We start from the raw sequence: 23312 nt of genomic DNA, 5'->3' as shown, positions 1-23312 counted from the left end.
GGATCGTGCGGGTGCGGCGACACTCCGCAACGAAGCGACGGGCAAGATCCTCATTCGATGTCGCCGCCTCGGCTTCCCGAGCGATCCATTCGCGCAAATCCCGTGCGCCCCGCCCCGAAAAGGAGCGGGGCTGTTGAAAATGTGCCGCTGGTAGCCGGGTCCGGTTGGGGGCGGAATGACACCCCAAAGCATAGTGATCCCGTCTCGCATGGGATGGTGAAATGGGAAAGCCTGCGGCTTCTCAGAAACCGTCGTTCACTCAGGTTTCAAGAATCCCGAAGCAGATCGCCAGCGCCTCTCGATCTATCTCGGAAGCCGTATGGTGACACCGAAGGCCCGCTCGGATCGGGACAGAAGGGCATCGCCGCCATGACCAATGGCAACGGCGCGAACTAGGGCAAGGCCCAGCCCATGTCCGTCAGTGGTGCGTGACGCCTCGGCGCGCGCGAAACGCTGAAACAGGCGTTTTGCATCAGCGGGGGCAACGCCCGGGCCGTCATCCTCCAGCGTCACTTCAATCGCATCCTGCGTCGCCGTCGCGGCCAGCGTCGCTTTGGTGCCGGGCGGCGTGTGGCGCAACACGTTCTCCAACAGGTTCGACAATGCCTGCGCGAGCAGGCGTCGGTCGCCCTCGATATGCAGTCCGGGCATGACGTCGATCGTCAGCGTATGGCCGGCGGCCTCGAAGTCGGGACGATAAGTTTCGGCCATGTCCTCCAGCAGCGCCGACAGATCGACCGCTCCCAACGCTCGACGTTCAGCCAACCCTTCGACCTCGGCGATGCGCAGCAGCGCGGCGAATATCTCCAGCAGATCGTCGGCTTGCCGCCGTGCCGCCTCGATCGCGTCTGTGTCCCCGGCCGCCGCGCGATCAAGCTGGTTGCACAGGCGGGTAAGGGGGGTGCGTAGGTCGTGCGCCACGTCGGTCGACACCTGCCGAAGATTATCCATCAGCGCGGCCATGCGGTCGAGCATCCGGTTAAGCGTGGAGGCAAGGCGATCGAACTCGCTGTCCGATCCGTCGCGCGGCACCCGCTGCGTCAGGTCGCCGGCGATGATCGCCTGCGCGGTGGCATCGATGCGCGACAGGCGACGCCGGGTCAGCCATCCGACCAACACCGCCGCGCCGATCCCCAGCGCCAGCATCGCCGCCAGCGCGATCGCGAACAGCGACGCCAGCGTCCGGTCGATCGCTGCGAGGTCGCGCCTGTCGGCGATGACGACCAACATCCCGCCGGACAGCGGCGTCGCGAGCGCCTGACCGACGCCGGTATTGTTGCCGCGTCGGAAGCCGAAATGCTCCTGATAGCCTGGCTCGACCGGCGTCAGCGGACTGATCGTCGCGGCGATCGGCCGCCCGGCGCGGTCGACGAGCAGATAGTCGAGGCTCGCTTCGTTGCGGGCGTCCTCGCGCAAGCGGATTGCATCCGCCACACCCGCCAGGCCGCCTTCGCGCACCTCGGCTATCAGCGCGCGAGTCTCGACCGCGACACGGTGGTCCAGCTGCTCCTCCAGCGCCTCGTGCGTCACCTCATAGGCGACGGCGCCGATCGCCAGCGTCGCGGCGCTGAACGCCAGCGCGACCAGCACGACGATGCCGAAGGTCGAGCGCCACAGCCGTGCGAGCATCTATTCGCCCCGGATCATGTAGCCGGCACCGCGCACCGTCTCGATCGCATCGGCGTCGAAACCGGCGTTGAGCTTGGAGCGCAGGCGGCTCAGATGCGTCTCGACAATGTTGGTCTTCGGATCGAAATCGAAATCCCATACCCGCTCCAGCAGCATGGTGCGGGTCATCACCCGGCGCGGGTTGCGCATCAGCTCGGCGAGCAGCGCGAACTCGCGCGGTTGCAGGGTGACGCGACGGCCGTCGCGCTCGACGGTGCGGCGATGCAGGTCGAGGACGATATCGCCGACCCGGAGCAGATGGGTGTCATCGCCGCGTGGTGCTGGCCGGCGCGCCAGCGCATTAAGGCGGGCGGCCAGCTCGGAGAAGGCGAAGGGCTTGACCAGATAGTCGTCGGCACCGCCCTCCAGCCCCTCGACGCGATCGGCGATCCCGCCGACCGCGGTCAGCATCAGGACCGGGGTCGCATCGCCGGCCGCGCGCATCGCCTTCACCAGCGCCAGCCCGTCGAGGCCGGGCAGCATACGGTCGACCACGATCGCATCGAACCCGCCGCCGGTCGCCTGGAACAGCCCGTCGCGGCCGTCCTCGCTCACCGCGACCTGGTGCCCGGCCTGGCCAAGCCCCTGCGCCACGAAGGCGCGGGTGTCGGCATCATCCTCGACGATCAATATCCGCATCGCCCGACTATCGCGTAGCGGCGTTGGTTCGCCAACCGCCACCCAGCGCGCGGAACAGCGCGACCTCGTTCTGCGACACCGCCAGATCGGACTGGACCTGTTGCAGCGTCGCCGATGCGGTCGCGCGCTGCGCATCGACCTGGAGCAGGCCAGGCGCGTCGCCGAGGCGGACACGGGCACCCGCGCGGCGCGCATAGGCCTGCGCCTCGCGCGCGGCGGTCGCCAGATCGCGGTTTCGGCGCGTCTCAGCGTCGTAGTTCGCCAGCGCCGTCTCGACCTCGCGCAGCGCGCGCAGCACCGCCACGTCCCACCCGGCCAATGCCGCGCGCTCGGTCGCGCGGGCCTGTTCCAGCCTTCCGCGCGCCGGTGCCTGGTTGGGGAAGGCCCAGCTGACGAGCGGCGTCACCGCCGCGCTGATCCCGCCGGACAGCAGCCCCACCGCGCCACCCAGATTGACGCGAGGGTAAAGGTCCGCACGCGCCACGCCGATCCGCGCGGCAGCGGCGGCAAGGCGGCGCTCCGCCTCGCGGACGTCGGGACGGCGCAGCAGCAGCGCGGTTCCGTCACCGACCGGTGCCGCCCCGCGCAGGCGGGGCGCGGCGGTGCAGGCGAAGCGGTAGGCGCGGGCCTCGGCGGGTGGGCGGCCTTGCAGCGTCGCGAGCCGGTACAGCGCATTGGCACGCTGGGCCTCGAACGGGGCGATGGCGGCGCGGGTGGCGGCAGCGATCGTCGCGACCTGCGACACCTCCAGCGGCGACACCTCGCCGGCGCGCAACTGCTCGCGCACCAGCCCGACCGATCGATCCTGCGCCGCGGCGACCTCGCGCGCGGTCGCGAGGGCGCGGGTCGATCCGCACAGATCGACATAGGCCAGCACGGTATCGGCGACGACCGCGACGCGCAGTCCGTCGACGACGGCCGCTTGCGCCTCGGCATCAGCGCCCGCCGCGGTCGCGGCCGAGCGCAGTCGGCCGAACACGTCGAGATCCCAGCTCGCGGTCGCGGCGATATCGTAATCCGTCGTCGGCACGTTGCCCGACGCGCTCGGCTGTCCGGCGGGATTGTCGACGCCGAGCGCACTCTCGATCGTCGTCTGCGGCAGCCGCGCCGCCCGAGCCTGCCGTAATGCGGCGCGTGCGCCGTCAAGATTGGCATAGGCAACGCGCAGGTCGGCGTTGGCTGCCAGTGCCGATCGGACCAGTCCGTCTAGAACAGGATCGTCGTAGAGCCGCCACCAGTCGTCGGGCACCGGCGCGATCGATGCCACGGGAAGCCGGGTGAAGTCGCCGGTCGCGCTGGGCGGCGCGATCGTCGGCGGGGGTGTCGGCACACCCATGCAGGCGGAGGCGAGCAGGGCGACGGCGGGGGCCAGGCGACGGATCATGCCAGCACCTCCTTGGGTGCGGCGGCAGGCGGCACGGCGCGCTCCTCGCCGTAGCGGGCATAGAGCGCGGGCAGCAGCAGCAGGTTGAGCGCGGTCGAGGAGATGAGGCCGCCCAGGATCACGATCGCCATCGGATGCTCGATCTCGTGCCCCGGCGCGTTGCCCGCGACGATCAGCGGCACCAGCGCGAGGCCGGCGCAGGCGGCGGTCATGAGGATCGGCACCAGACGCTCTTCCGCGCCGCGCAGCACCAGTTCGCGGCCGAAGGTCATCCCCTCGTGGCGTTCGAGATGCTGATAGTGCGATAGCAGCATGATGCCGTTGCGCGCGGCGATGCCGATGACGGTGACGAACCCGACCAGCGACCCCAGCGATAGCACCCCGCCGGTCAGCGCGACCGCGACCACGCCCCCGACCAGCGCGAAGGGCAGGCTGACGGCGACCAGCGCGGTGATGCGGCGCGAGCGGAACTCCATCCAGACCAGCAGCAGGATGCCGACAAGGCATAGCGCGCCGATGCTCCAGAGCCGGCCGCGCGATTCCTTCAGCGCGGCATATTCGCCCAGCACCTGCGGGTGATAGCCGGTCGCGAACGGCACCTTCGCAACCGCGGCGTCAACCGCCTGCGCCACGGTGCCGAGGTCCGCGCCAGCGACGTTCATCGTCACGTCGAGGCGGCGCTGGCCGTTCTCGCGCTTCACCTCATTGGGCGCGGGCGCGATCTCGATATCGGCGATATCACCGAGCCGCACCGGCGCGCCGGTGACGGGTGCCTGGATCATCAGGTCGCGGAGCGCATGGACGCTGTTCCGCACCTTGGGCTCGCCCCACACCGCCACGTCGAACGCGCGCTGGTCGCGGTAGATTTCGCCGACCTTGGCCTGCGCGACCAGCACCTGCGCCTGCCGGCGAACCTCACCGGCAGTCAGGCCGAGCCGCGCCAGTTCGGCAGGCCGCGGGCGGATGCGGATTTGCGGGACCAGCACCTGGCTCTCCAGCTTCAGGTCGGACACGCCCTGGATACCGCCGATCGCGTCGCGGACACGCACTCCCGCGGCGCGAAGTTCGGCCTGGTCGGGGCCATAGATGCGCACGACGATCGTCGCGCCGGCACCCGTCAGCACCTCCTTGATCCGCTCGCGCAGGTAGGTCAGCACGTCGCGGTAGAGGCCGGGATAGCCCTCGACCACCTCCTTGATCCGCTTCACCGACACATCGTAATCGGCATCCTCGTCGAGGCTGATCCACAATTCGGTGAAGTTGGGACCGACCACCTCGTCGGCCTGCTCGGCGCGACCGATATGCGCGCCGAAGTTACGAACACCGGGGATGCTGCGCAGTTCCTTCGACGCGCGGATCGTGATCCGGTCCATCGCCTCGATCGACGTGCCCGGCTTCTCAACGAAGTGCATCAGGAAGTCGGTTTCGCGGAAGTCGGGAAGGAACTGATCCTTGAAGGTCGCATAGCCGACACCCGCCAGCATCAGCCCGCCCGCGACGATCCCTACCGCCAGCACCGGCCGCCCGACGACGCGCGGCAGGAAGCCGACATAGCGACGCTTCAGCCCGGCGACGATGCGGGTGTCGCGCTCCTCGGTCAGCGGCGCGTTCGGCAGGAGCAGCAGGCACATCGCCGGCGTGACGGTCAGCGCGACCAGCAGCGACATGCCGATCGCCAGCACATAGGCGATGGCGAGCGGCTGGAAGAAGGTGCCGGCCACCCCGCCGAGGAAGAAGATCGGCACGAACACAAGCATCACGATCAGCGAGGCGAACACCACCGCCGAGCGCACTTCCAGCGACGCGGCCAGCACCACCGCGAAGGCCGGCTTCGGATCGGCGGACTCGCGGTTCAGCCGCAGGCGGCGCGCGATATTCTCCACGTCGATGATCGCGTCGTCGACCACCTCGCCCAGCGCGATGACGAGGCCGGCGATGATCATCACGTTGATCGTCGCGCCCGACCACAGCAGCATCAGCCCGGCGCCGAGCAGCGACAGCGGGATCGCGACGAGGCTGATCGTCGCCTGCCGCCAGTCGCGGGTGAACAGGAACAGCACCGCCGCGACCAGTGCGCAGCCGATCATCAGCGCGCGTGTCAGGTTGTCAATCGAGCGTTCGATGAAGGTCGCGGGCCGGAAGATGGTCGTGTCGACCTTCACGTCCTTCAAGCCCGGCTTCAGCTCGGCGAACGCGGCCTCGACCGCGCGGGTCAGCTCCAGCGTGTTGGCGGTCGGCTGTTTCTCGACGATCAGCATGATGCCGGGACCGTCGTCGATGATGGCGTTGCCGATCGGTGCATTGAAGCCGTCGACCACGCGCGCGACGTCGCCGATCCGAACCGGTGCCTCGCCCGCCTGCTTGACGATCGCCCGGGCGAGGTCGGCGGCGGTCTGGACGGTGCCGGTCTGCTGGACCGCGAGCCGCTGGTTGGGTGTGTCGACGAAGCCGCCGCCCCCGACCAAAACCGCGTCGCCGGCCGCGGCGCGGACCTCCGCCAGCGTCACGCCGGACGCACGCAGACGATCGGGATCGACCAGCACCTGCAATTGCCGGTCGCGCTGCCCCCAGACCGCGACGTTGGCGACGCCGGGGACCGCCATCAGCCGTGGCCGGATCGTCCAGCGGACCAGCTCGGACAATTGCATCTGATCGAGTTTCGTCGACGACAGTCCGACCTTCATCGCGCGACTGGTCGAGGACAGTGGCGGCATGAGGACGGGCTGTCGTGCCGCAAGCGGCAGGCGTGGCTGCACCTGGGCGATGCGCTCGCCGACCATCTGGCGCGCGCGGATCACGTCGGAGCCGCGCTCGAACAGGATCTGCACCGACGACAGGCCCAGCACCGATTTGGAGCGAAGCGTCATCAGGCCGGGGACACCGTTGACCGCGGTCTCGATCGGCACCGTCACCAGGCTCTCGACCTCCTCGGTCGACAGGCCCGGTGCCTCGGTCTGGATTTCCACCATCGGCGGTGCGAACTCGGGGAACACGTCGAGCGGCACGTCGCGCCCGGCACGGACCCCGAGCACCACCAGCAGCGCGGCGAGCGCGAGAACGAGGACGCGCTGCGCCAGCGCGAAATGGACGAGCCGGCCGAGCATCAGTGCGCCGCCCCGAACTCGGTGCCGAACAACTCCGCCGTACCATCGGTCACGACCTGCGCGCCGGCGGACAGTCCGCGCGCCAACAGCGCCCGTCCGCCGCTCTCCGATACCACCTCGACACGCTGCCGGACGAAGGTGTCGGGCGCGGTCTTCTGATAGACCCACTCGCCGCCATGAATGTCGCGCAGGATTGCGGCAGACGGCACCGACAGGCCCTCGGTCTGCCCGGCGAGCGGCAGGTCGACCGACACGCGCTGGCCGACCTGGAAAGCCCGGTCGCGATTGTCGACCGCGTAATAGAGGTCGACGGTGCCGGCGACGGTGTTGGCCGAAGGCGGTGCCTGCACCGGGCGCGCCGAGCGGGGCGCACCGCCATCGCCAAGAGGGCGGACCGTAGCGGAGGCTTCGCGTCGCACCTCGCCCATGTCGCTGCCGAACACCGATGCGCGCACCCACAGCACGGGTTGCGCGCCAAGCGAGGCGACCGCCGGCCCGAGCAGCCGGCGCTGCTGCCGCGCCGCGTCCAATGCGGCCTGCGCCGCGGTCAGAGCCGCCGCGGCCTCGTCACGCGCACGCACGCTGCCCGCTTCCTCACGCACCAGGCTCGCGGCGCGATCGAGAGCGATCCGCGCAAGCCGCGCCTGCGCCGTGGCACGCGCCAGTTCGGCATCTGCCGCGGCCTGCTGGCTGCCGATCTGCTGGAGGTTGGTTGTCGAATTGACCGGCACGCCGTTGGCGCTGATCGGCGGCACGACAATCTCGCCTGCCACTTCGCGCGTCGCCGTGGCCGATCCGCCATCCACCCGCGCAAGCGCGATGCCCAACCGCTGCTGCGCCTGCGGGGTCAGGGTCAGCTTCAACAGCTCGCTCTCATGCGCGATCGTCTCGGCATGGGCAGGCGGTGCGGGCGGCTTGGCAGCCTTCTCGTCGCAACCGGCAAGCAGGATCGGGATCAGAAGGAAGGTCTGGCGCATCGTGACGGCTTAGTCACGAAAGCATGGGCGCTGCTGGAGCCGACTATACAAAGTCCCAATGTAGCTGGTCATTCACGAGTTTCGATTTGAATTTGATGCTTCGACCTGATGATCGTCGGCCCCGGGGGTGCGCGTATGGAGAGAGTCGACGTGACGAGAGAGCATCCCGCCCGTAAAGTCGCCGAAATCACCCTCGGCTTTTGGCTGGCCAAGGTCGTCGCCACGACATTGGGTGAGGTTGCGGGTGACGCCATCGCCCAGACGCTGAACCTGGGCTACGTCGCCGGGCTTGCCATCACGCTGGGCCTGCTAGCGGCGTTCCTCGTCGCGCAGGTTCGTGCCGATCGCTATCGTCCTTTTCTGTTCTGGGCGACGATCGTCGGTACGACCACGGCGGGAACCGAAATAGCCGACCTGTCGACCCACACCCTCAACCTTGGCTATAACGTGACGTCGGCCATCCTTTTCGGCGGCATGTTGCTGACCCTCGGTATTTGGTATCTCAGGCGGGGCACCTGTGACGTGAGCGCGGTGGTCGACCGTGAGAGCGAGTTGTTTTTCTGGGGCGCCGTTCTGTTCTCGAACAGCCTCGGCACGGCGTTCGGCGATGGACTCGTCTATGTTTTCGGCCTCACATATACCACGGGATCGCTGGTCTGCATGGCTGTGATCGGCGCGGTTTTGCTTTTGCACTATGTTGCCCGGATCAACGCGGCATTTATATTCTGGGCGGCATTCGTCTTCACCAGGCCGTTCGGCGCCGACTTCGGGAATTTGCTCACGAAGGAAGCCGCCAAGGGCGGTTTTGGCCTCAACACGTTTGCGACTGCCTTGGTCTGCGTCCTGCTGCTTGCTGGCATTGTCGTGTGTTTCGAACGCCGGCAGCACCTTGTTGATGGACGTGGCCGCAGCCCAGCCTGAACAACTAAGCGGAGAGGCCGCCAGCGTACCTCCTAACTGATCCCATTTCTCGATTGGGATGGTGTTTTGGGAACGCAGGCTGCTGATGTTCGCAGTTGCGATATGGTGCGATTAGTGCTTATCTAGAGGTCTTCGACGGACCCGGATTGATTCGGGTGGCTCGGCCCGGCGCCTATCCCCGGGATAACCTTAGCGAATTTGGGCCTCGCTTCCGAGCATCGTTGATTGACCGCGTCTGACGGCGTGCGCCCCTCGCTATTGCGATCAGGTTTCCACATGACATTTGCTACTTCGCTTCGACGCGAATGGCTCTCGAACCCGCGCGCGGACGTGCTGGCGGGTATCGTTGTCGCGCTCGCGCTGATCCCGGAGGCTATCGGCTTCTCGATCATTGCCGGCGTCGATCCCAGCGTCGGGCTGTTTGCCTCCTTCTCCATCGCCGTCATCATCTCGCTCGTGGGCGGTCGCCCCGGCATGATCTCGGCCGCAACCGCGGCGATCGCCGTTCTCGTTCTGCCGCTGATCCGCGATCACGGCGTCCAGTACCTGTTTGCCGCCACCATCCTCATGGGGCTGATCCAGGGCGTCGCCGGTTTCCTGAAACTCGACCTGCTGATGCAATATGTGTCGCGCTCGGTCATCACCGGCTTCGTCAATGCGCTCGCGATCCTCATCTTCATCGCGCAGCTTCCCCAGCTCACAAACGTCGGATGGGAAACCTACGCGATGGTCGCGGCGGGTTTGGCGATCATCTATCTGTTTCCGCGCCTGACCAAGGCGATCCCGTCGCCGCTGGTTGCGATCGTGATCCTCACGATCGTCTCGATCTATGCCGGCATCAAGGTCAACACGGTGGGCGACATGGGCAAGCTGCCCTCGTCGCTGCCGGCATTCGGCATTCCACAGGTGCCGTTCACGCTCGAGACGCTGCGCATCATCTTCCCCTACTCGCTGACGATGGCGGCGGTGGGCCTGCTGGAATCGATGATGACCGCGCAGATCGTCGATGATCTGACCGACACGCCCTCGAACAAGCGGCGCGAGATGAAGGGGCAGGGCATCGCCAATTTCCTGACCGGCTTCTTCGGCGGGATGGGTGGCTGCGCGATGATCGGACAGTCCGTCATCAACGTGAAGTCGGGCGGCTCGACCCGCCTCTCGACCTTCGTGTCGGGCGCGTTCCTGCTGTTCCTGATCGTCGTACTGGGGCCGCTGGTCGCCCGCATCCCGATGCCGGCGCTGGTCGCGGTGATGATCATGGTGTCGATCGGCACTTTCTCATGGGGATCGATCAGGAACCTCAAGAGCCATCCGTGGCAGTCGTCCGCCGTCATGTTGGTGACGGTACTGGTCGTCGTCTCGACGCACGATCTGGCGCAGGGCGTGGTCGCAGGCGTGATCCTGTCTGGGCTGTTCTTCGCCAGCAAGGTCAAGCGCCTGTTCGACGTGGCAACCGAGCTGAGCGCGGACGGCAGGACGCGGACCTATCGTGTCTCGGGTCAGGTGTTCTTCGCCTCGTCCGAACGGTTCGCAGACGCCTTCGACTTCAAGGAGGTGCTGGACAATGTGGTCATCGACCTGACCGCCGCGCACTTCTGGGATATTTCGGCGGTGGGGAGCCTCGACAAGGCGATCCTCAAGTTCCGCCGCGAAGGCACCCATGTCGAGGTCATCGGCCTCAATCAGGCGAGCGCGACGATGGTCGATCGCTTCGCCGTCCATGACAAGCCAGGCGCCGAAGCAGCGCTCGGCGCCCACTAAAGGAGAGGGCTTATGAACCGCATATTGGCCTGCATCGACGCATCCACTTACGCCACCAGCGTCGTCGATCTGGCGGCCTGGGCCGCTACCCGGCTCGGTGCCGATGTCGAGCTGCTACACGTCGTCCAGCGCAAGGATGCCGTAGCATCGCGCAACGACCATAGCGGCGCGATCGGCCTAGGCGTCAAAAGCGAGCTGCTGGAAGAGCTGACCCGCATTGAGGAAGCGGCGGGGCGTCTTGCTATCGAGGAAGGACGCATCCTGCTGGACGCAGGCGGTGCCCGCCTGAAGGAGCAGGGCATCACGGTCGCGTCCATGCATCTGCATGGCGGAATCGTGGAGACGATCGTCGAGCGTGAAGCCGATGCTGAATTGGTCACCATCGGCAAGCGCGGCGCGTCAGGCGAGTTCGCGACCGACCATATCGGCTCCAAGGTCGAACGGGTCGTGCGCGCCAGCGACAAGTCGGTGCTGATCGCCTCGCGCGAAGCCAAGGCACCTGGCGCGGTGGTGATCGCGTTCGACAACAGCCCGGCCGCCTGCCGTGCTGTCCGTCACGTCGCTACCTCGCCGTTGTTCGGCGGTTTGCCGGTCCACCTCGTCATGGCGGGGCCGGATGATAGCAAGCATCGCGATCAGCTCGACGCAGCGGCAGCCACGCTGCCCGCCTGTTCCGAACCCGTCCTGCGTGACGGCAAGGTCGAAGCGGTGATCGGCGACCATATGGCGGCGCATCCCGGCGCGATGCTGGTGATGGGTGCCTATGGACACTCGCCGCTTCGCACCCTGATCGTCGGCAGTACGACGACGACGATGATCCGCACCGTCCGCGCGCCAGTATTGCTGGTGCGCTGACATGGCCGGGGACGCAGCGATCCTCGATGCGCCGCGTCGGCAACTGCTGGCGCTTCGCGATCAGCTCGTCGCTGACGATGCAGCGGCCGAGGAAACACGCGCCCCGGTCGCGCTCGATCAGGAAAGCGTCGGCCGCCTGTCGCGGATCGACGCCATGCAGGTACAGGCGATGGCTCTGGCGGCGCAGCGGCATCGCCAGGCCGAACGAAGCCGCATCGATGCTGCGCTGATGCGGATCGACAGCGGCGACTATGGCTGGTGTGCGCGCTGTGGCGAAGAAATTGAGGCCAGGCGCCTCGATCATACGGCCGCGACGGCGATGTGCCTCGCCTGCGCCAAGGAGGGCTAAGCTCGGAAGGAAGGCATCATGCCGACCGGAACGATCAAATATCTCGACCGTGGCGGAGCCTGGGGCTTCATCTCGCGTGACGACAAACAGCCCAAAGTCTTCGTCCACGTCCGAGCGGCCGAGCGCGCCGGCTTTACCGAGCAACGACGCGGACAGCGCTGGCGCTTCACCCTCGTCGAGCGCCCCAAGGGCGGATTTGAAGCCGACAATCTCGAATTGCTTTTCGACGACCCGCCACCGCCCGGACGGTAGATGACGCAAAGCCGGATTTCATAGTATCCCGGTTGTAATCGGTCCGAGGCAATGCAATGAATGCATCTGGGTGTCCGCTACATTTGGAGCAGGCAGGTTCTTTACGTTGGTCGGGCCGCCAACGACGAACCCTTATGCCTGGAGTATCGGCTTGCCCGATCAGCCCCCTTTTTGCCTCACTCTCACTGTTGGTGCCGCCGGCATGATCCCAATCCGATCTGTGCTGCCCGAGGCGATGCAGCCATGACCTTGCTGACCCTCCTCTGTTTGCCCTTCCTTGCTGTTGTCGCTCTGATGGCGGCACGTTGCGCATCTCGCCGCACCCATATGCTGATTGCTGCGACGGCCAGCGTGGCCGGGCTGGTGATCTTGCTCTCGCAGGCAGGAGTTGCGCTGTCAGGGCGTCCGCTAATGACGACGATCGCGTGGATTCCGGCGCTGGGCCTCGACTTCGCGTTGTGGCTTGACCCGCTGGCTTTGCTGTTCGCCGGCCTGATCCTGGGCATCGGACTGCTGGTCGTTATCTATGCGCAGGGATACCTGAAACCGACCGAGCCGACTGCGCGCTTCCTGTCGTTCCTGATGCTGTTCCAAGGAGCGATGGTCGGCATCGCCCTATCGCGCAACGTACTGCTGATGCTGGTATTCTGGGAGATGACCAGCCTTGCCTCGTTCCTGTTGATCGGCTTCTGGCGCGACAAGGCGGAAGCGCGGCAGGGCGCACGCATGGCGCTGACCATCACCGGTGGCGGGGGCCTTGCCCTGATCGCGGGGATGGTGCTGCTGGGCAAGGTTGCCGGCAGCTATGACCTGGCAGCCATCCTGTCGCGCGGTGATCTGGTCCAGGCCTCGCCCCTATACCCTGCGATCCTGCTCCTGATCCTCGCCGGCTCGTTCACGAAATCGGCGCAGTTCCCGTTTCACTTCTGGCTCCCGCACGCGATGGCCGCACCGACGCCGGTCAGCGCCTATCTTCATTCGGCGACGATGGTGAAGGCAGGCGTGTTCCTGCTCGCGCGGCTGTGGCCGGTGCTGGCCGGAACCGATCTGTGGTTCGGTATCGTGACGACCGTTGGGCTGGCGACGATGCTGTTCGGGGCGGGCGTCGCGCTGTTCCGCCATGACCTGAAGGCGATCCTTGCCTATTCGACGATCAGCCAGCTCGGGCTGATGGTGATGCTACTGGGCTTCGGCACCGTCGCGGCGGTGAGCGCGGCGGTGTTCCACGTCCTGAACCACGCCGCGTTCAAGGCGGCTCTGTTCATGCACGCCGGGATCGTCGACCATGAAACCGGTACGCGCGATATCCGCCGGCTAGGTGGGCTTGCTGCCATCATGCCGCTGACTGCAACGCTCGGCGTACTGGCGGCGGCCGCAATGGCGGGTCTGCCCCCGCTCGGCGGGTTCATTTCCAAGGAAATGATGCTGGAGGAGGCCACGCACACGTTGTTGGGCGGACAGGCACTGCTCGTGCCCGTGCTCGCCACCATCGCGGCCTTGCTGTCGGCAGCCTATTCGATACGCTACGCCGTCGCCCTACATTTCGGCGCTCGCCGCACAGGGGACGTGGTGGCTCCCCATGATCCGGGCACGCTGCTGCTCGGCCCGCCTGCGCTGCTCGGCCTATTGGCGCTGGCCTTGGGGTTGCTGCCCATGACGCTGGCGGGGCCGCTGGTCGCGGCGGTTGCCGCCGCAGTGACCGGTGGCACGACCCCCGAACTGCATCTGGCGTTGTGGCACGGCATCAATCCGGCGCTGCTCATGAGCCTTGGCGCTGTCGCGGTCGCAGTCGTGCTGCTGAGCCGCTACCGATCGGTCGCGGCGCTGGTGACCCGGCTGCCGTCACCCGATGCCAAGCGCTTGTTCGATGCCACGATGGCACAGACCGTCGCAGCGCTGCGCCGTCTGTTGGGCGTGATCCATGTCGCGTCGCTGCAACGGTATCTCCTGATGCTGTTTGCGGTTGCGCTGGCGTTCGGGATCGAGGCGGCACTGCGGAACGGTATTTACGCTGGTACGCGCCCGACGACCCCGGCATCCCCCGTCGCCGTGGTTGCCTGGTTCGCGCTGGTTGCCGCCACCATCGCCGTCGTCACGGTCGATCGCCGACGCTATCTGGCGTTGATCTTCATCAGCGTCATCGGCCTCGTCATGGCGCTGGCCTTCATCCACCTGTCCGCGCCCGACCTTGCGTTGACCCAGATTTCGGTGGAGGTCGTCACGATCCTGCTGATGCTGCTGGCGCTGCACTTGTTGCCGGGCAATCCGCCGCGCCTGTCGGCTCTGCCCCGCCGACTGCGCGACGCGGCCATTGCAGTGGCGGGGGGTTTGGGCGTCGGATGGTTGGCCTGGGCGATAATGACCCGGCCGGAGCGCGAGGGCATATCGCGCTTCCACTGGGACAACAGCTATTCGGGCGGAGGCGGCACCAACGTCGTCAATGTGACGCTGGTCGATTTCCGTGCGTTCGATACGCTGGGCGAGATCATCGTGCTCGGCATCGCCGGGCTTGCCATCTACGCGCTGCTCGAACCCGCCGCACGGGGGGTCGCCGGACGACGACTGCGGGAATGGCGATCGAACGACCGGCACTCACCCGAACGGCATCCGATGATGTTCGTGATGGCAACGCGCCTGCTGCTGCCGCTGGCGCTGCTGGTCGGCAGCTACATCTTCCTGCGCGGTCATAATCAGCCAGGGGGCGGGTTCATCGCCGCGCTCGTGTTCTCGATCGCGATCCTGCTGCAATATCTGGCGTCCGGGTTCGACTGGACCGACGAGCGGCGCAAGTTCGGCGAACATGCGCTGATCGGCGCTGGCGTGCTGATCGCGGCTGCCACCGGCCTTGGGTCGCTGCCATTCGGCGCGCCGTTCCTGTCGAGCAGCTTTGGTTATTTCCATCTGCCGCTGATCGGTGAGTTCGAGCTGGCCACCGCGATGGCGTTTGACCTGGGCGTCGCCTGCGTCGTGGTAGGGGCAGTGCTGATGGCTTTGGCCCAGCTCGCCCAGGTCGCCCAGCGCGCCGCCAAGGCCGAAGCGGAGGAGCAGGCATGAGCCTTGAGTTCCTCGTCGCGTCCACCATCGCCGTGCTGGTCGCGGGCGGCATCTATCTGGCGCTTCGCGGGCGGACGTTTCAGGTCGTGCTCGGCCTCACGCTGCTGTCCTATGCTGTCAATCTGTTCCTGTTCGCGATCGGGCGACTGATCGTCGACCGGCCGCCGCTCTATGCGAAGGATGTCGTGCAACATGCCGACCCGCTGCCGCAGGCGCTGGTACTGACCGCAATCGTCATCACCTTCGGCATGACCGCGCTGACCGTCATCCTCAGCCTGCGCAGCTTTCTCGAAAGCGGGTCGGATCAGGTCGACGGCGATCCCGATCCGGTTGGGAAGGATGCGGCATGACGCTGATCGATCATCTGTCGGTCGCACCGGTCGTCATCCCCGCCATCGTTGCGCCGGTCACGATGCTGGTGATGCGCCGTCGCCGGGTGTTCAGCCTGATCCTGTCGCTCGGCGGCTGTGTCGCGATGCTGGCCGCCGCGTGCGCGCTGTTCGGCATCGCGCAGGACGATGCGATCCGTAGCTATGCGCTGGGCGCATGGGTCGCACCGTTCGGGATCGTGCTGGTAGTCGACCGGCTCGCCGCGACGATGCTGGTGCTGGCGGCGGTGCTGGCGTTGGTGGTGCTGCTACATGCGATCGTCACCGGTGCGGATCGCAAGGGCTGGCATTTCCACCCAATGTTCCATTTCCAGCTATTGGGGTTGAACGGCGCGTTCCTGACCGGTGACCTCTTCAATCTGTTCGTGTTCTTCGAAGTGCTGCTGATCGCCTCCTATGGCCTGATGCTGCACGGGCAGGGCGCGCTCAGACTGAAGGCGGGGATTGCCTATGTCGTGATCAACATTGCCGGCTCGGCGCTGTTCCTGATCGCGCTGGGGCTGCTGTATGGCCTGACATCGACGCTGAACATGGCCGATCTGGCCGTCCGGGTCGCGAACCTCCCCGCGGAGGATCAGGGGTTGCTGCGTGTCGCCGGACTGCTCCTGATGGCGGTGTTCGCGCTAAAGGCGGCGGTGGTGCCGATCCACCTGTGGATGCCGCGCACCTATGCCGCGACGATGCCGGTGGTAGCCGCGCTGTTCGCGATCATGACCAAGGTCGGCGTATATGCGATGATCCGCACCGTGCCGCTGATTTTCGGCGGCCAGGCCGGCTCGGCAGCATGGGTGCCCGCGCCTTATTTGCTGCCCGCCGCGATGCTGGGCGCGGTGCTTGGCTTCGTCGGCGTACTAGTGGCCCGAGGAATGCGTGAGCAGGCGGCCTATGCCGTGCTGGCCTCGACCGGCACGCTGTTGATGGCAGTCGCGACCTGGCGGGAGGCGACCTTGGCCGCCGCCCTCTATTATCTGGTACAGGCGACGCTGGCCGGTGCCGCGCTGTTCCTTGTTGCCGACGCGACGATACGTCGCCGAGGGCAATATGCCGACGCAATCGCGCCCAGCCCACGCTTCGCCGGACAGGATGTGACGGGCCTGCTCTATCTGGTCGCTGCCGTCGCTGCGGTCGGCCTGCCACCACTGGCAGGATTCGTCGGCAAGCTGCTGATTCTCGACGCGAGCTTCGCCGTCGCGTGGTGGGGTGCGATCTGGACCACCATCCTTGGCTCGACGCTGATCGGCGTGATCGGTTTCTCGCGTAGCGGATCGACCCTGTTCTGGAAGGCGGCACCGCCCGGCACCGATGTCATCGCTGCGCCTGCACGGTCGCGCGCAGATTTCACCGCGCCGCTCACGCTGCTGATGTTGCTGGCGGTGCTGACCGTTGCCGCCGGGTGGGTGACCGCGCAGACCCGGGCGACCGCGCGACAGGTAATGGCCCCCGATCGCTATATCACCGCCGTGCTGGGGCGCGCGGGATGAACCGCCTGTTGCCGCATCCCGCGCTGTCAGCAATGCTGCTGATCGTTTGGCTGCTGATGGCCAACAGCATCACCGTCGGCGGTATCGTGCTGGGCGGCGTGTTTGCGCTGATCCTGCCGAAGTTCACGCAGCCCTTCTGGCCCGACCGACCGCGGATGCGCTTCGGTCGCGCCCTTGTCGGTTATCTGGTGATCGTGCTGTTCGACATTCTGGTCGCCAATTTCCAGGTGGCGTGGCTGATCCTGTTTCGCCGTAACCGCGACCTTCGCGCCCGCTGGCTGGTCATTCCCATCGACCTGACCACGCCGGAGGCGATCACGATGCTGGCCGGCACGATCAGCCTGACGCCGGGCACGGTATCGTCGGATGTCTCGGCCGATGGTCGGTTCCTGCTCGTGCACGCGCTCGACGTCGATGACGAAGCGGCGGAAATCGCGCGGATCAAGAAGCGCTACGAGGCGCGGTTACAACGGGTATTCGCATGATCGGGATCGCACTCCACATCGCTGCAGGCTGTATCGCGCTCGCGCTGCTGCTCAACGGATGGCGATTGCTGCACGGACCGGCCCTTGGCGACCGGATCGTCGCACTCGACACTATGGTCATCAACGCCATCGCGCTGATCGTGCTGATCGGCATGATCGGCGGCAACGATACCTATTTCGAAGCGGCGCTGCTGCTGGCGATGGTAGGGTTCGTCAGCACCATCGCATACTGCAAGTTCATCCTGCGCGGGGATATCGTCGAATGAGTGTTATCGCCGACATTTCCATTGTTGTCCTGCTGCTGCTCGGCGCCGGCTTCGCGCTGATCGGCAGCTGGGGGCTGGTCCGCCTGCCCTCGACGATGGAGCGCCTGCACGGCCCTACCAAGGCGACGACGCTGGGCCTCGGCGCGCTGCTCCTCGCCTCGGTCGTGTATTTTCAGGCGCGGCTCGGGATCTGGACCGCGCACGAACTACTGATCTCGCTGTTCCTCTTCATCACCGCGCCGATCTCGGCCAACATGATCGCCAAGGTCCATCTCCATCGCGTTCGCGTCGGTGCGATCAGCGAACCTGACAGCATCGCCGGAGCGCCGCCCCGTCCGGGCGGGGAGGGCGACTGGGCAACGTTTGAGGCGCCTAAGCGCGACAATCCCGCCTCGACCGCCAATACCTGATTCCTGGTCGGCCATGGACGGAAGCGACGCGACGCCACACTATCACCTGTACCGGCGCAGCCGGACGCCGGTCTGGTTGGCCCTGTCGTGGCGGGCTTTGCTGGCATTCGCGCTGATCGGCATCGCGCTGGCGGTTCACTGGTTCGATCGCGACGGCCTGCGCCAGTCGTCGGGTGCGCCGGTCACCTTCGCCGACATCCTGTACTTCACCATGATTACCGTCACGACGGTCGGTTATGGCGACATCGTGCCGGTCACGCAGCAGGCGCGCCTGTTCGATACCTTCGTCGTCACGCCGATCCGGCTATTCGTATGGCTGATCTTTCTGGGAACCGCATATGATTTCCTGCTCAAACGTGTCTGGGAACGGTGGCGCATGTCAGTGATCCAGAAGCAGCTTCGCGACCATGTCGTCATCGCAGGCTTCGGCAACAGCGGATCGGAAGCAGCAAGCGAGCTGATCCGTCGCGGTGCCCATCCCGATACGATCGTCGTCATCGACGAGAACCCTGCCGCGCTGCGCAGTGCGGAGGCGCTCGACGTTGCCGTCATGGAGGGTAACGCCACGCGCGATGCCGCCTTGCAGGCCGTCCGCGTCGCCACCGCCAGCGCCATGATCGTGGCAGCCGGTCGCGATGATACATCTATTCTGATCGTCCTCACCGCACGCCGGATTGCACCCACGCTACCGATCAGCGTGGTGATCCGGTCGCAGGATAACGAAGCGATTGCACGCCAAGCCGGGGCCGACACCGTCATCAATCCGGCGAGTTTCGCCGGGCTGCTGCTTGCCGGATCGACGCATGGCGCGCATCTTGCCGACTATATGGCCGATCTCGCGGCGACCCATGGTCGCGTCGCGCTCCGCGAACGGGCGGTCACCGATGCGGAGGTCGGCATTGCGTTGCGCGCGATAACGACCGGCCTCGGACACCGCGTCTATCGCGGCGATGCCATGTACGGTTTCTGGGAAGCCGAGGTCGAGCGACTGGAGGCGGGCGACATCATCCTCGAAGTCATTCCCGCCACGTCCGCCGATGCGACGCCGCGCCGGTGACCCACCTGCTGGCGCTCATAGCCGCGCATCGCCCGATATTGGGGCTGGTAGTCATCGTCGCTTTATTCGTCGCGTTCGCGCTCGAACGCTTCCCGCCGGTCACCATCGCTGTCGCCGGGGCAGCGCTGATGATCGCGCTGGGCTGGCTCACCCCGCCGCTCGTCACCGCCGCCTTCGCCAATTCCGCGCTGATCACCATCGCAGCCTTCTTCATCCTGTCGGGGGCGCTGGTCCGTACCGGCACGATCGAGGCGCTGGCCAGTCTGATCGTCCGGCGAGCGGGTAAGGCACCTCGGCGCACGGTTGCAGAAATGCTGACGGGCGCCGCGATCGCGCCGGCGTTCATTAACAATACGCCCGTCGTGATGGTGCTGATCCCGCTGGTACGCCGGCTCGCGCGATCAGTGGGGATACCTGCCACGCGGCTGCTGATCCCGCTGTCCTATCTCTCGATCCTTGGCGGAACGCTGACACTGGTCGGAACATCGACCAACCTGCTCGTCGACGGCGTTGCACGCGCGAACGGGCAACCGGGGTTCGGCATCTTCGACATCACGCTCGTCGGGCTGGTGACGATGGCAGCGGGGGTTGCGACCATGCTGCTGCTCGGACCGAAGCTGCTGCCCTCGCGCCCCGACAATGCCATCGCCGACCGACATCAATTGCCCTATCTTACCGAGATTGCGCTGTTACCCGAAGTGCTGGGCAAATCTGTTCGCATCACCGACCTGCCCTTCCTGCGGCGTGATGCAGTTCGCTTGATCGCGGTCCGCCGGGGGACACGCGTCGACCGGAATCCGTCGCTCGAGCTGACGATCAATGCCACCGACCGGTTGATCGTCAGTGCGACCGCCGATGAGCTAGACGACCTGGCGCGTAGCGAAGGCTATCTGGTCGGGTTGCAGAATGTCGGTCGCCCGATCCGCCTTGCCGCCAGTGCGCGCAGCGACGACGTGCAACTGATCGGCCTGACGATCAGCCCGACCCACCCTGCGCTCGGCCGTGAGCTGCGCGACATTCCCTTACTGTCGAACCTGCCCGCGCGCGTCCTAGGGATCGGGCGGGCGCGGCACTTGCCCGGCCCTGATCTTGGCAGTGTCCGGTTGCGCGCGGCCGACAGCCTGCTGGTCGCGGCAAACGATGCCGCCATTACCGAACTGCGCGCGAACACCAACCTGATCGCGGAGGATACAAGTCATATCCGCCGCTTCCGCCGGCACCGTGCGCCGATCGCGATCGGGACGCTGGCCGGCGTCGTCGTGCTAGCGGCGCTAGGCGTTCTGCCAGTCGCGCTGCTGGCGATGGTCGGCGTCGGTATTGTCCTTGTCACGCGCTGCGTCGATGCCGAGGAAGCGTGGCGATCGATCGACGGCAGCGTGCTGGTGCTGATCTTCGCAATGCTTGGTATCGGCAGCGCGTTGGAGGCGATCGGGACGATAGATCTGATCGTCAGCGCAATCTCGCCATGGCTGGCCACGCTGTCACCGCTGGGGTTGATCCTCATCCTCTATTTTCTGACTTCGGCGCTGACCGAGACAGTGACGAACAACGCAGTCGCGGTCATCATGACCCCGGTAGCAATCGGGCTGGCGCAAGCCACAGGGCAAGACCCCCGTGCATTAATCGTTGCGGTCATGTTCGCCGCATCCGCCAGCTTCGCCACACCGGTCGGGTATCAGACCAACACCATGGTCTATGCTGCTGCGGATTACCGCTTCTCCGATTTCGTGAAAATTGGATTGCCGATGAATATTGTGGTCGGATTGGCGACCTGTTTTGCGATCAGCGTTTGGCTGTGATGGGACGATCTCGCTGGGCAAGATTCTCTGCACCCGTATAGGGCTGCTCGAACGCGGATTTGCCGCCGTGGTGATCGCGATCGGGACCTACATTACTGCATCGTCAATCTAAGTCGTACCTTTCCCACAAACGAACCTCCAACGGGACGACCGGCACCGACATAAATATCCGCTGTATCCCTGCCGGGGCTTTCCCAAAATATGTTCCCGAAATATGAGTCTCGAAATTCGCTGTTTGAGATGGGATAACGGGACTCATGCTGGTTGGTTATGCGCGTGTCTCGACCGCCGATCAGGACCTGACGTTACAAACCGATGCGCTGACCAAGGCCGGGTGCGAGAAGCTGTTCACCGACAAGGTGAGTGGCGCGAAGTTGAAACGTCCCGGTCTGACCGAAGCTCTCAATTTCGTGCGGGCTGGCGATACGCTGGTGATATGGAAGCTCGATCGCCTTGGCCGATCGATCGGGGGCCTGATCGAACTGGCGGCCGACCTGTCCGCTCGCAAGATTGATTTCCGATCCCTGACGGACGGGTTCGACACGGCCACCCCTTCGGGCCGGCTACTGTTTCATATCCTCGCTTCCGTCGCGGAGATGGAGCGCGAACTGATAAAGGAACGGACGATCGCCGGATTGGCAGCGGCACGGGCCAAGGGCAGCACGGGCGGAGGCCGCAAGTCAGTCATGACGCCCGACATGCTCGACACCGCCCGCAAGCTGCTCAAGGCTGGCGACAAACCAGCGAAGGTCGCAAAGCTGCTACAGGTCGGCCGTTCCACCTTCTATCGCCACTTCCCTGCGGCCGAGCGCGAACCCGGCTAACCAGCGTCAGAAGATCGTCGCGTAGTAGGATTGCTCGAACCGGCCCCGACTGATCCGGGCCATGTGGTCGATCCGTTCCGGCGCCGGGGGCGGGCGGCGGGTTCGAGCCGGTCGTGCGTCGGGGCGGGCCAGAAGCACGAGGTTGGCAATGGCCGCACCCAACAGAAACTCTTCCTCGGCACCGCGCAGGCCGCGAAGGTGCAAGCGAGTCAGTCCCCGCTTGTCCTTCGCATCGGCAAACACCCGCTCGACGCCTCGACGCAGCCGCATCGACCGCTTGAACAGGGGCGTCTGCATCTCGCCGCGCACCAGCTCGCGCACGTCCTCATGTTCGCTGTGCGTGACCGACCTGTTGCTGCCTGCGGTGCATTTTCGTTTGAGGTGACAGGCGCGGCAATCGGCAGGACTGGCGCTGTATCGGAGGAAGCCGGCCCGACGATCGGCACCGCGAAAGGGCAGTATCTTCCCAGCGGGGCAGACATAGCGGTCCTGCTCCCGTTCATAGCGGAAGGCTTCGCGGGGGAATTTCCCCTTGGTCTGTTCGGATCGTTCCAGCACCGGGATATGCGGGATGGTGCCGCGATCGGTGACGAACGCCAGGAACGCGGCGCTGCCATAAGCGGTGTCGGCCGCAACACGCTTTGGCCGGTAGCCGAACCGATCATCGGCCCGTGCCAGCATTGTCCGCCCCGCATCGACTTCCGCCGCAAAGCGGGCGGGGCTGGCCTCCACGTCGATCGTTACCCCTCCCGGCGTGTCAATCAGGACATTCAGGGCATAGCCGAACCGGCCCCGCGCCGTGCGCGCAGACCATGCCGACGCCGGATCGGTGCGTGACACCTCGGCCGGCTTGCCACGCGGTACGCCATGTTCCTGCGGTGGAGCATTGGCCTGATCTGCCAGCCATTCACAAACCGGGCGGGGAAGCCGGGGCGCGGCCATATCGGCGTCCCGCATCTTGCGCTGCCAGCTTGCATCGGCCGCGACGAACGATGCGTCGATTGCCGCATCCTTGTGGGCGATCAGCCCCGCGTCGGCGCAGCGCCGCACCGTCTGCTCGAACAGGATGCGGAAAATGCCGGCATCGCGGAAGCGGCCATGCCGGTTCTTGCTGAACGTCGAGTGGTGCGGCACCGGCGCGTCGAGCGGCAATCGGCAGAACCAGCGGTAGGCGAGGTTGAAGCGGACTTCCTCGCACAGACGGCGTTCCGACGTGATGCCATAGAGGCGAGCGATCAGCGCCATGCGGACCAGCAATTCGGGCGCGATCGAGGGACGCCCACGGCGACTATAGTGCGACGCGAGCGCATCGCGCAGTTCACCCAGGTCGATCAGCCCGTCTATCCTGCGTAGGATGTGATCGGCGGGGATCATCGCTCCCAGCGCCCGCCAACTTGCGCCCTTCCCGCCTCGCTGTTGCTCACCCATCATGGCCGCTGCTCCCGATGTGTCGAAGCAGGGAACCCATTAGGAACGCGATCAGATCATCCGGCCTTTTTTCAACAGCCCCGAGCGATAGCCGTAGATTCGGCGAAGGTCCGCCAGATGCTCGTGCCGGGTCTCCTCGCGCGCGGCATAGAGGAGTAGATCGTCGCTGGTCAGGCCGAGCTGGGCCGCGATGAAATCCGATACCTGCG

The 23312-nt window shown here is 66.0% G+C and carries 20 protein-coding genes, 1 pseudogene and 1 other annotated feature; of the genes and pseudogenes, 14 read left to right on the top strand and 7 right to left on the bottom strand.

Going from position 1 to position 23312, the window contains the following annotated elements:
- Positions 1 to 303 precede the first annotated feature (303 nt).
- The 5 genes from BRX37_RS24295 to BRX37_RS24275 are packed head-to-tail and all read right to left on the bottom strand — an operon-like array spanning position 304 to position 7772.
- Positions 304 to 1629, bottom strand: coding sequence for a sensor histidine kinase (locus BRX37_RS24295; RefSeq protein WP_125989936.1), 1326 nt, complete (start codon positions 1627 to 1629; stop codon positions 304 to 306).
- A complete protein-coding gene (locus BRX37_RS24290; RefSeq protein ID WP_125989934.1) occupies positions 1630 to 2307 on the bottom strand; it encodes a response regulator transcription factor in 678 nt (225 codons plus the stop codon). It abuts the gene before it with no gap.
- A 7-nt stretch (positions 2308 to 2314) separates the two neighbouring features.
- Positions 2315 to 3691, bottom strand: coding sequence for an efflux transporter outer membrane subunit (locus BRX37_RS24285; RefSeq protein ID WP_125989932.1), 1377 nt, complete (start codon positions 3689 to 3691; stop codon positions 2315 to 2317).
- Positions 3688 to 6795 carry an efflux RND transporter permease subunit gene (locus BRX37_RS24280; protein WP_125989930.1) on the bottom strand — a complete coding sequence of 1036 codons (3108 nt, stop codon included), beginning with the start codon at positions 6793 to 6795 and terminating at the stop codon, positions 3688 to 3690. Before BRX37_RS24280 ends, BRX37_RS24285 begins: the two co-directional genes overlap by 4 nt.
- Complete coding sequence (locus BRX37_RS24275) at positions 6795 to 7772, bottom strand: efflux RND transporter periplasmic adaptor subunit (RefSeq protein WP_093068224.1); 978 nt, start codon at positions 7770 to 7772, stop codon at positions 6795 to 6797. The genes BRX37_RS24280 and BRX37_RS24275 overlap by 1 nt, the downstream gene beginning before the upstream one ends.
- Before the next feature lie 135 nt (positions 7773 to 7907).
- On the opposite strand from BRX37_RS24275, the gene BRX37_RS24270 reads away from it, so the two are divergent.
- The 14 genes from BRX37_RS24270 (at position 7908) to BRX37_RS24205 (ending at position 21675) form a co-directional block, all read left to right on the top strand.
- A complete protein-coding gene (locus BRX37_RS24270; RefSeq protein WP_093068227.1) occupies positions 7908 to 8693 on the top strand; it encodes a COG4705 family protein in 786 nt (261 codons plus the stop codon).
- Positions 8694 to 8827: 134 nt separating this feature from the next.
- Positions 8828 to 8882 (top strand) — a sequence feature (sul1 is cis-regulatory element that is thought to sense ions involved in sulfur or methionine metabolism; They are found in Alphaproteobacteria).
- Between the two features lie 87 nt (positions 8883 to 8969).
- Positions 8970 to 10454 carry a SulP family inorganic anion transporter gene (locus BRX37_RS24265; RefSeq protein ID WP_125989928.1) on the top strand — a complete coding sequence of 495 codons (1485 nt, stop codon included), beginning with the start codon at positions 8970 to 8972 and terminating at the stop codon, positions 10452 to 10454.
- 12 nt (positions 10455 to 10466) lie between these two features.
- A complete protein-coding gene (locus tag BRX37_RS24260; RefSeq protein ID WP_122129154.1) occupies positions 10467 to 11309 on the top strand; it encodes a universal stress protein in 843 nt (280 codons plus the stop codon).
- Position 11310: 1 nt separating this feature from the next.
- Positions 11311 to 11658: a TraR/DksA family transcriptional regulator gene (locus tag BRX37_RS27495; RefSeq protein ID WP_234831430.1), complete on the top strand. Its 348-nt coding sequence runs from the start codon at positions 11311 to 11313 to the stop codon at positions 11656 to 11658.
- Between the two features lie 18 nt (positions 11659 to 11676).
- Positions 11677 to 11910 (top strand): cold-shock protein, encoded by a 234-nt coding sequence (locus BRX37_RS24250; protein ID WP_122129155.1) that lies wholly within the window; start codon positions 11677 to 11679, stop codon positions 11908 to 11910.
- Positions 11911 to 12153: 243 nt separating this feature from the next.
- Positions 12154 to 14964 carry a monovalent cation/H+ antiporter subunit A gene (locus BRX37_RS24245; protein ID WP_122129156.1) on the top strand — a complete coding sequence of 937 codons (2811 nt, stop codon included), beginning with the start codon at positions 12154 to 12156 and terminating at the stop codon, positions 14962 to 14964.
- Positions 14961 to 15314, top strand: a complete 354-nt coding sequence (locus BRX37_RS24240) for a Na+/H+ antiporter subunit C (RefSeq protein ID WP_122129157.1) — start codon at positions 14961 to 14963, stop codon at positions 15312 to 15314. Before BRX37_RS24245 ends, BRX37_RS24240 begins: the two co-directional genes overlap by 4 nt.
- Entirely contained in the window at positions 15311 to 16834 is a 1524-nt protein-coding gene (locus tag BRX37_RS24235) for a monovalent cation/H+ antiporter subunit D (RefSeq protein ID WP_122129158.1), read from the top strand. The genes BRX37_RS24240 and BRX37_RS24235 overlap by 4 nt, the downstream gene beginning before the upstream one ends.
- The gene (locus tag BRX37_RS24230) at positions 16831 to 17319 is read left to right on the top strand and encodes a Na+/H+ antiporter subunit E (RefSeq protein WP_122129159.1); all 489 of its coding nucleotides are present in this window, start codon (positions 16831 to 16833) and stop codon (positions 17317 to 17319) included. The genes BRX37_RS24235 and BRX37_RS24230 overlap by 4 nt, the downstream gene beginning before the upstream one ends.
- Positions 17316 to 17585, top strand: coding sequence for a K+/H+ antiporter subunit F (locus BRX37_RS24225; RefSeq protein ID WP_122129160.1), 270 nt, complete (start codon positions 17316 to 17318; stop codon positions 17583 to 17585). Before BRX37_RS24230 ends, BRX37_RS24225 begins: the two co-directional genes overlap by 4 nt.
- Entirely contained in the window at positions 17582 to 17995 is a 414-nt protein-coding gene (locus BRX37_RS24220) for a Na+/H+ antiporter subunit G (RefSeq protein WP_122129161.1), read from the top strand. Before BRX37_RS24225 ends, BRX37_RS24220 begins: the two co-directional genes overlap by 4 nt.
- A gap of 13 nt (positions 17996 to 18008) precedes the next feature.
- Entirely contained in the window at positions 18009 to 19052 is a 1044-nt protein-coding gene (locus tag BRX37_RS24215) for a potassium channel family protein (RefSeq protein WP_122129162.1), read from the top strand.
- Entirely contained in the window at positions 19049 to 20851 is a 1803-nt protein-coding gene (locus BRX37_RS24210) for an SLC13 family permease (protein ID WP_122129163.1), read from the top strand. The genes BRX37_RS24215 and BRX37_RS24210 overlap by 4 nt, the downstream gene beginning before the upstream one ends.
- 257 nt (positions 20852 to 21108) lie before the next feature.
- Entirely contained in the window at positions 21109 to 21675 is a 567-nt protein-coding gene (locus BRX37_RS24205; RefSeq protein ID WP_125989926.1) for a recombinase family protein, read from the top strand.
- A gap of 6 nt (positions 21676 to 21681) precedes the next feature.
- Here the strand turns inward: BRX37_RS24205 and BRX37_RS24200 are convergent, their stop codons facing one another.
- Positions 21682 to 23106: a transposase gene (locus BRX37_RS24200; protein WP_125989924.1), complete on the bottom strand. Its 1425-nt coding sequence runs from the start codon at positions 23104 to 23106 to the stop codon at positions 21682 to 21684.
- 81 nt (positions 23107 to 23187) lie between these two features.
- Positions 23188 to 23312: pseudogene (locus BRX37_RS27695) on the bottom strand (DUF4158 domain-containing protein); the annotation flags it as partial.

This window comes from Sphingomonas sp. S-NIH.Pt3_0716 (genome assembly GCF_003950715.1).
In the GTDB taxonomy this organism is placed as follows: domain Bacteria; phylum Pseudomonadota; class Alphaproteobacteria; order Sphingomonadales; family Sphingomonadaceae; genus Sphingobium; species Sphingobium yanoikuyae_A.
The sequence above is the reverse complement of the archived record's forward strand: the minus strand, read 5'-3'. Positions and strand labels throughout refer to the sequence as shown.

Coding starts and splice junctions, on each gene's coding strand:
- BRX37_RS24235 (WP_122129158.1), top strand. CDS start 15,311: ATGACGCTGATCGATCATCTGTCGGTCGCACCGGTCGTCATCCCCGCC.
- BRX37_RS24225 (WP_122129160.1), top strand. CDS start 17,316: ATGATCGGGATCGCACTCCACATCGCTGCAGGCTGTATCGCGCTCGCG.
- BRX37_RS24200 (WP_125989924.1), bottom strand. CDS start 23,106: ATGATGGGTGAGCAACAGCGAGGCGGGAAGGGCGCAAGTTGGCGGGCG.
- BRX37_RS27495 (WP_234831430.1), top strand. CDS start 11,311: ATGGCCGGGGACGCAGCGATCCTCGATGCGCCGCGTCGGCAACTGCTG.
- BRX37_RS24275 (WP_093068224.1), bottom strand. CDS start 7,772: ATGCGCCAGACCTTCCTTCTGATCCCGATCCTGCTTGCCGGTTGCGAC.
- BRX37_RS24215 (WP_122129162.1), top strand. CDS start 18,009: ATGGACGGAAGCGACGCGACGCCACACTATCACCTGTACCGGCGCAGC.
- BRX37_RS24270 (WP_093068227.1), top strand. CDS start 7,908: ATGGAGAGAGTCGACGTGACGAGAGAGCATCCCGCCCGTAAAGTCGCC.
- BRX37_RS24230 (WP_122129159.1), top strand. CDS start 16,831: ATGAACCGCCTGTTGCCGCATCCCGCGCTGTCAGCAATGCTGCTGATC.
- BRX37_RS24260 (WP_122129154.1), top strand. CDS start 10,467: ATGAACCGCATATTGGCCTGCATCGACGCATCCACTTACGCCACCAGC.
- BRX37_RS24280 (WP_125989930.1), bottom strand. CDS start 6,795: ATGCTCGGCCGGCTCGTCCATTTCGCGCTGGCGCAGCGCGTCCTCGTT.
- BRX37_RS24250 (WP_122129155.1), top strand. CDS start 11,677: ATGCCGACCGGAACGATCAAATATCTCGACCGTGGCGGAGCCTGGGGC.
- BRX37_RS24295 (WP_125989936.1), bottom strand. CDS start 1,629: ATGCTCGCACGGCTGTGGCGCTCGACCTTCGGCATCGTCGTGCTGGTC.
- BRX37_RS24245 (WP_122129156.1), top strand. CDS start 12,154: ATGACCTTGCTGACCCTCCTCTGTTTGCCCTTCCTTGCTGTTGTCGCT.
- BRX37_RS24265 (WP_125989928.1), top strand. CDS start 8,970: ATGACATTTGCTACTTCGCTTCGACGCGAATGGCTCTCGAACCCGCGC.
- BRX37_RS24240 (WP_122129157.1), top strand. CDS start 14,961: ATGAGCCTTGAGTTCCTCGTCGCGTCCACCATCGCCGTGCTGGTCGCG.
- BRX37_RS24205 (WP_125989926.1), top strand. CDS start 21,109: ATGCTGGTTGGTTATGCGCGTGTCTCGACCGCCGATCAGGACCTGACG.
- BRX37_RS24290 (WP_125989934.1), bottom strand. CDS start 2,307: ATGCGGATATTGATCGTCGAGGATGATGCCGACACCCGCGCCTTCGTG.
- BRX37_RS24285 (WP_125989932.1), bottom strand. CDS start 3,691: ATGATCCGTCGCCTGGCCCCCGCCGTCGCCCTGCTCGCCTCCGCCTGC.
- BRX37_RS24220 (WP_122129161.1), top strand. CDS start 17,582: ATGAGTGTTATCGCCGACATTTCCATTGTTGTCCTGCTGCTGCTCGGC.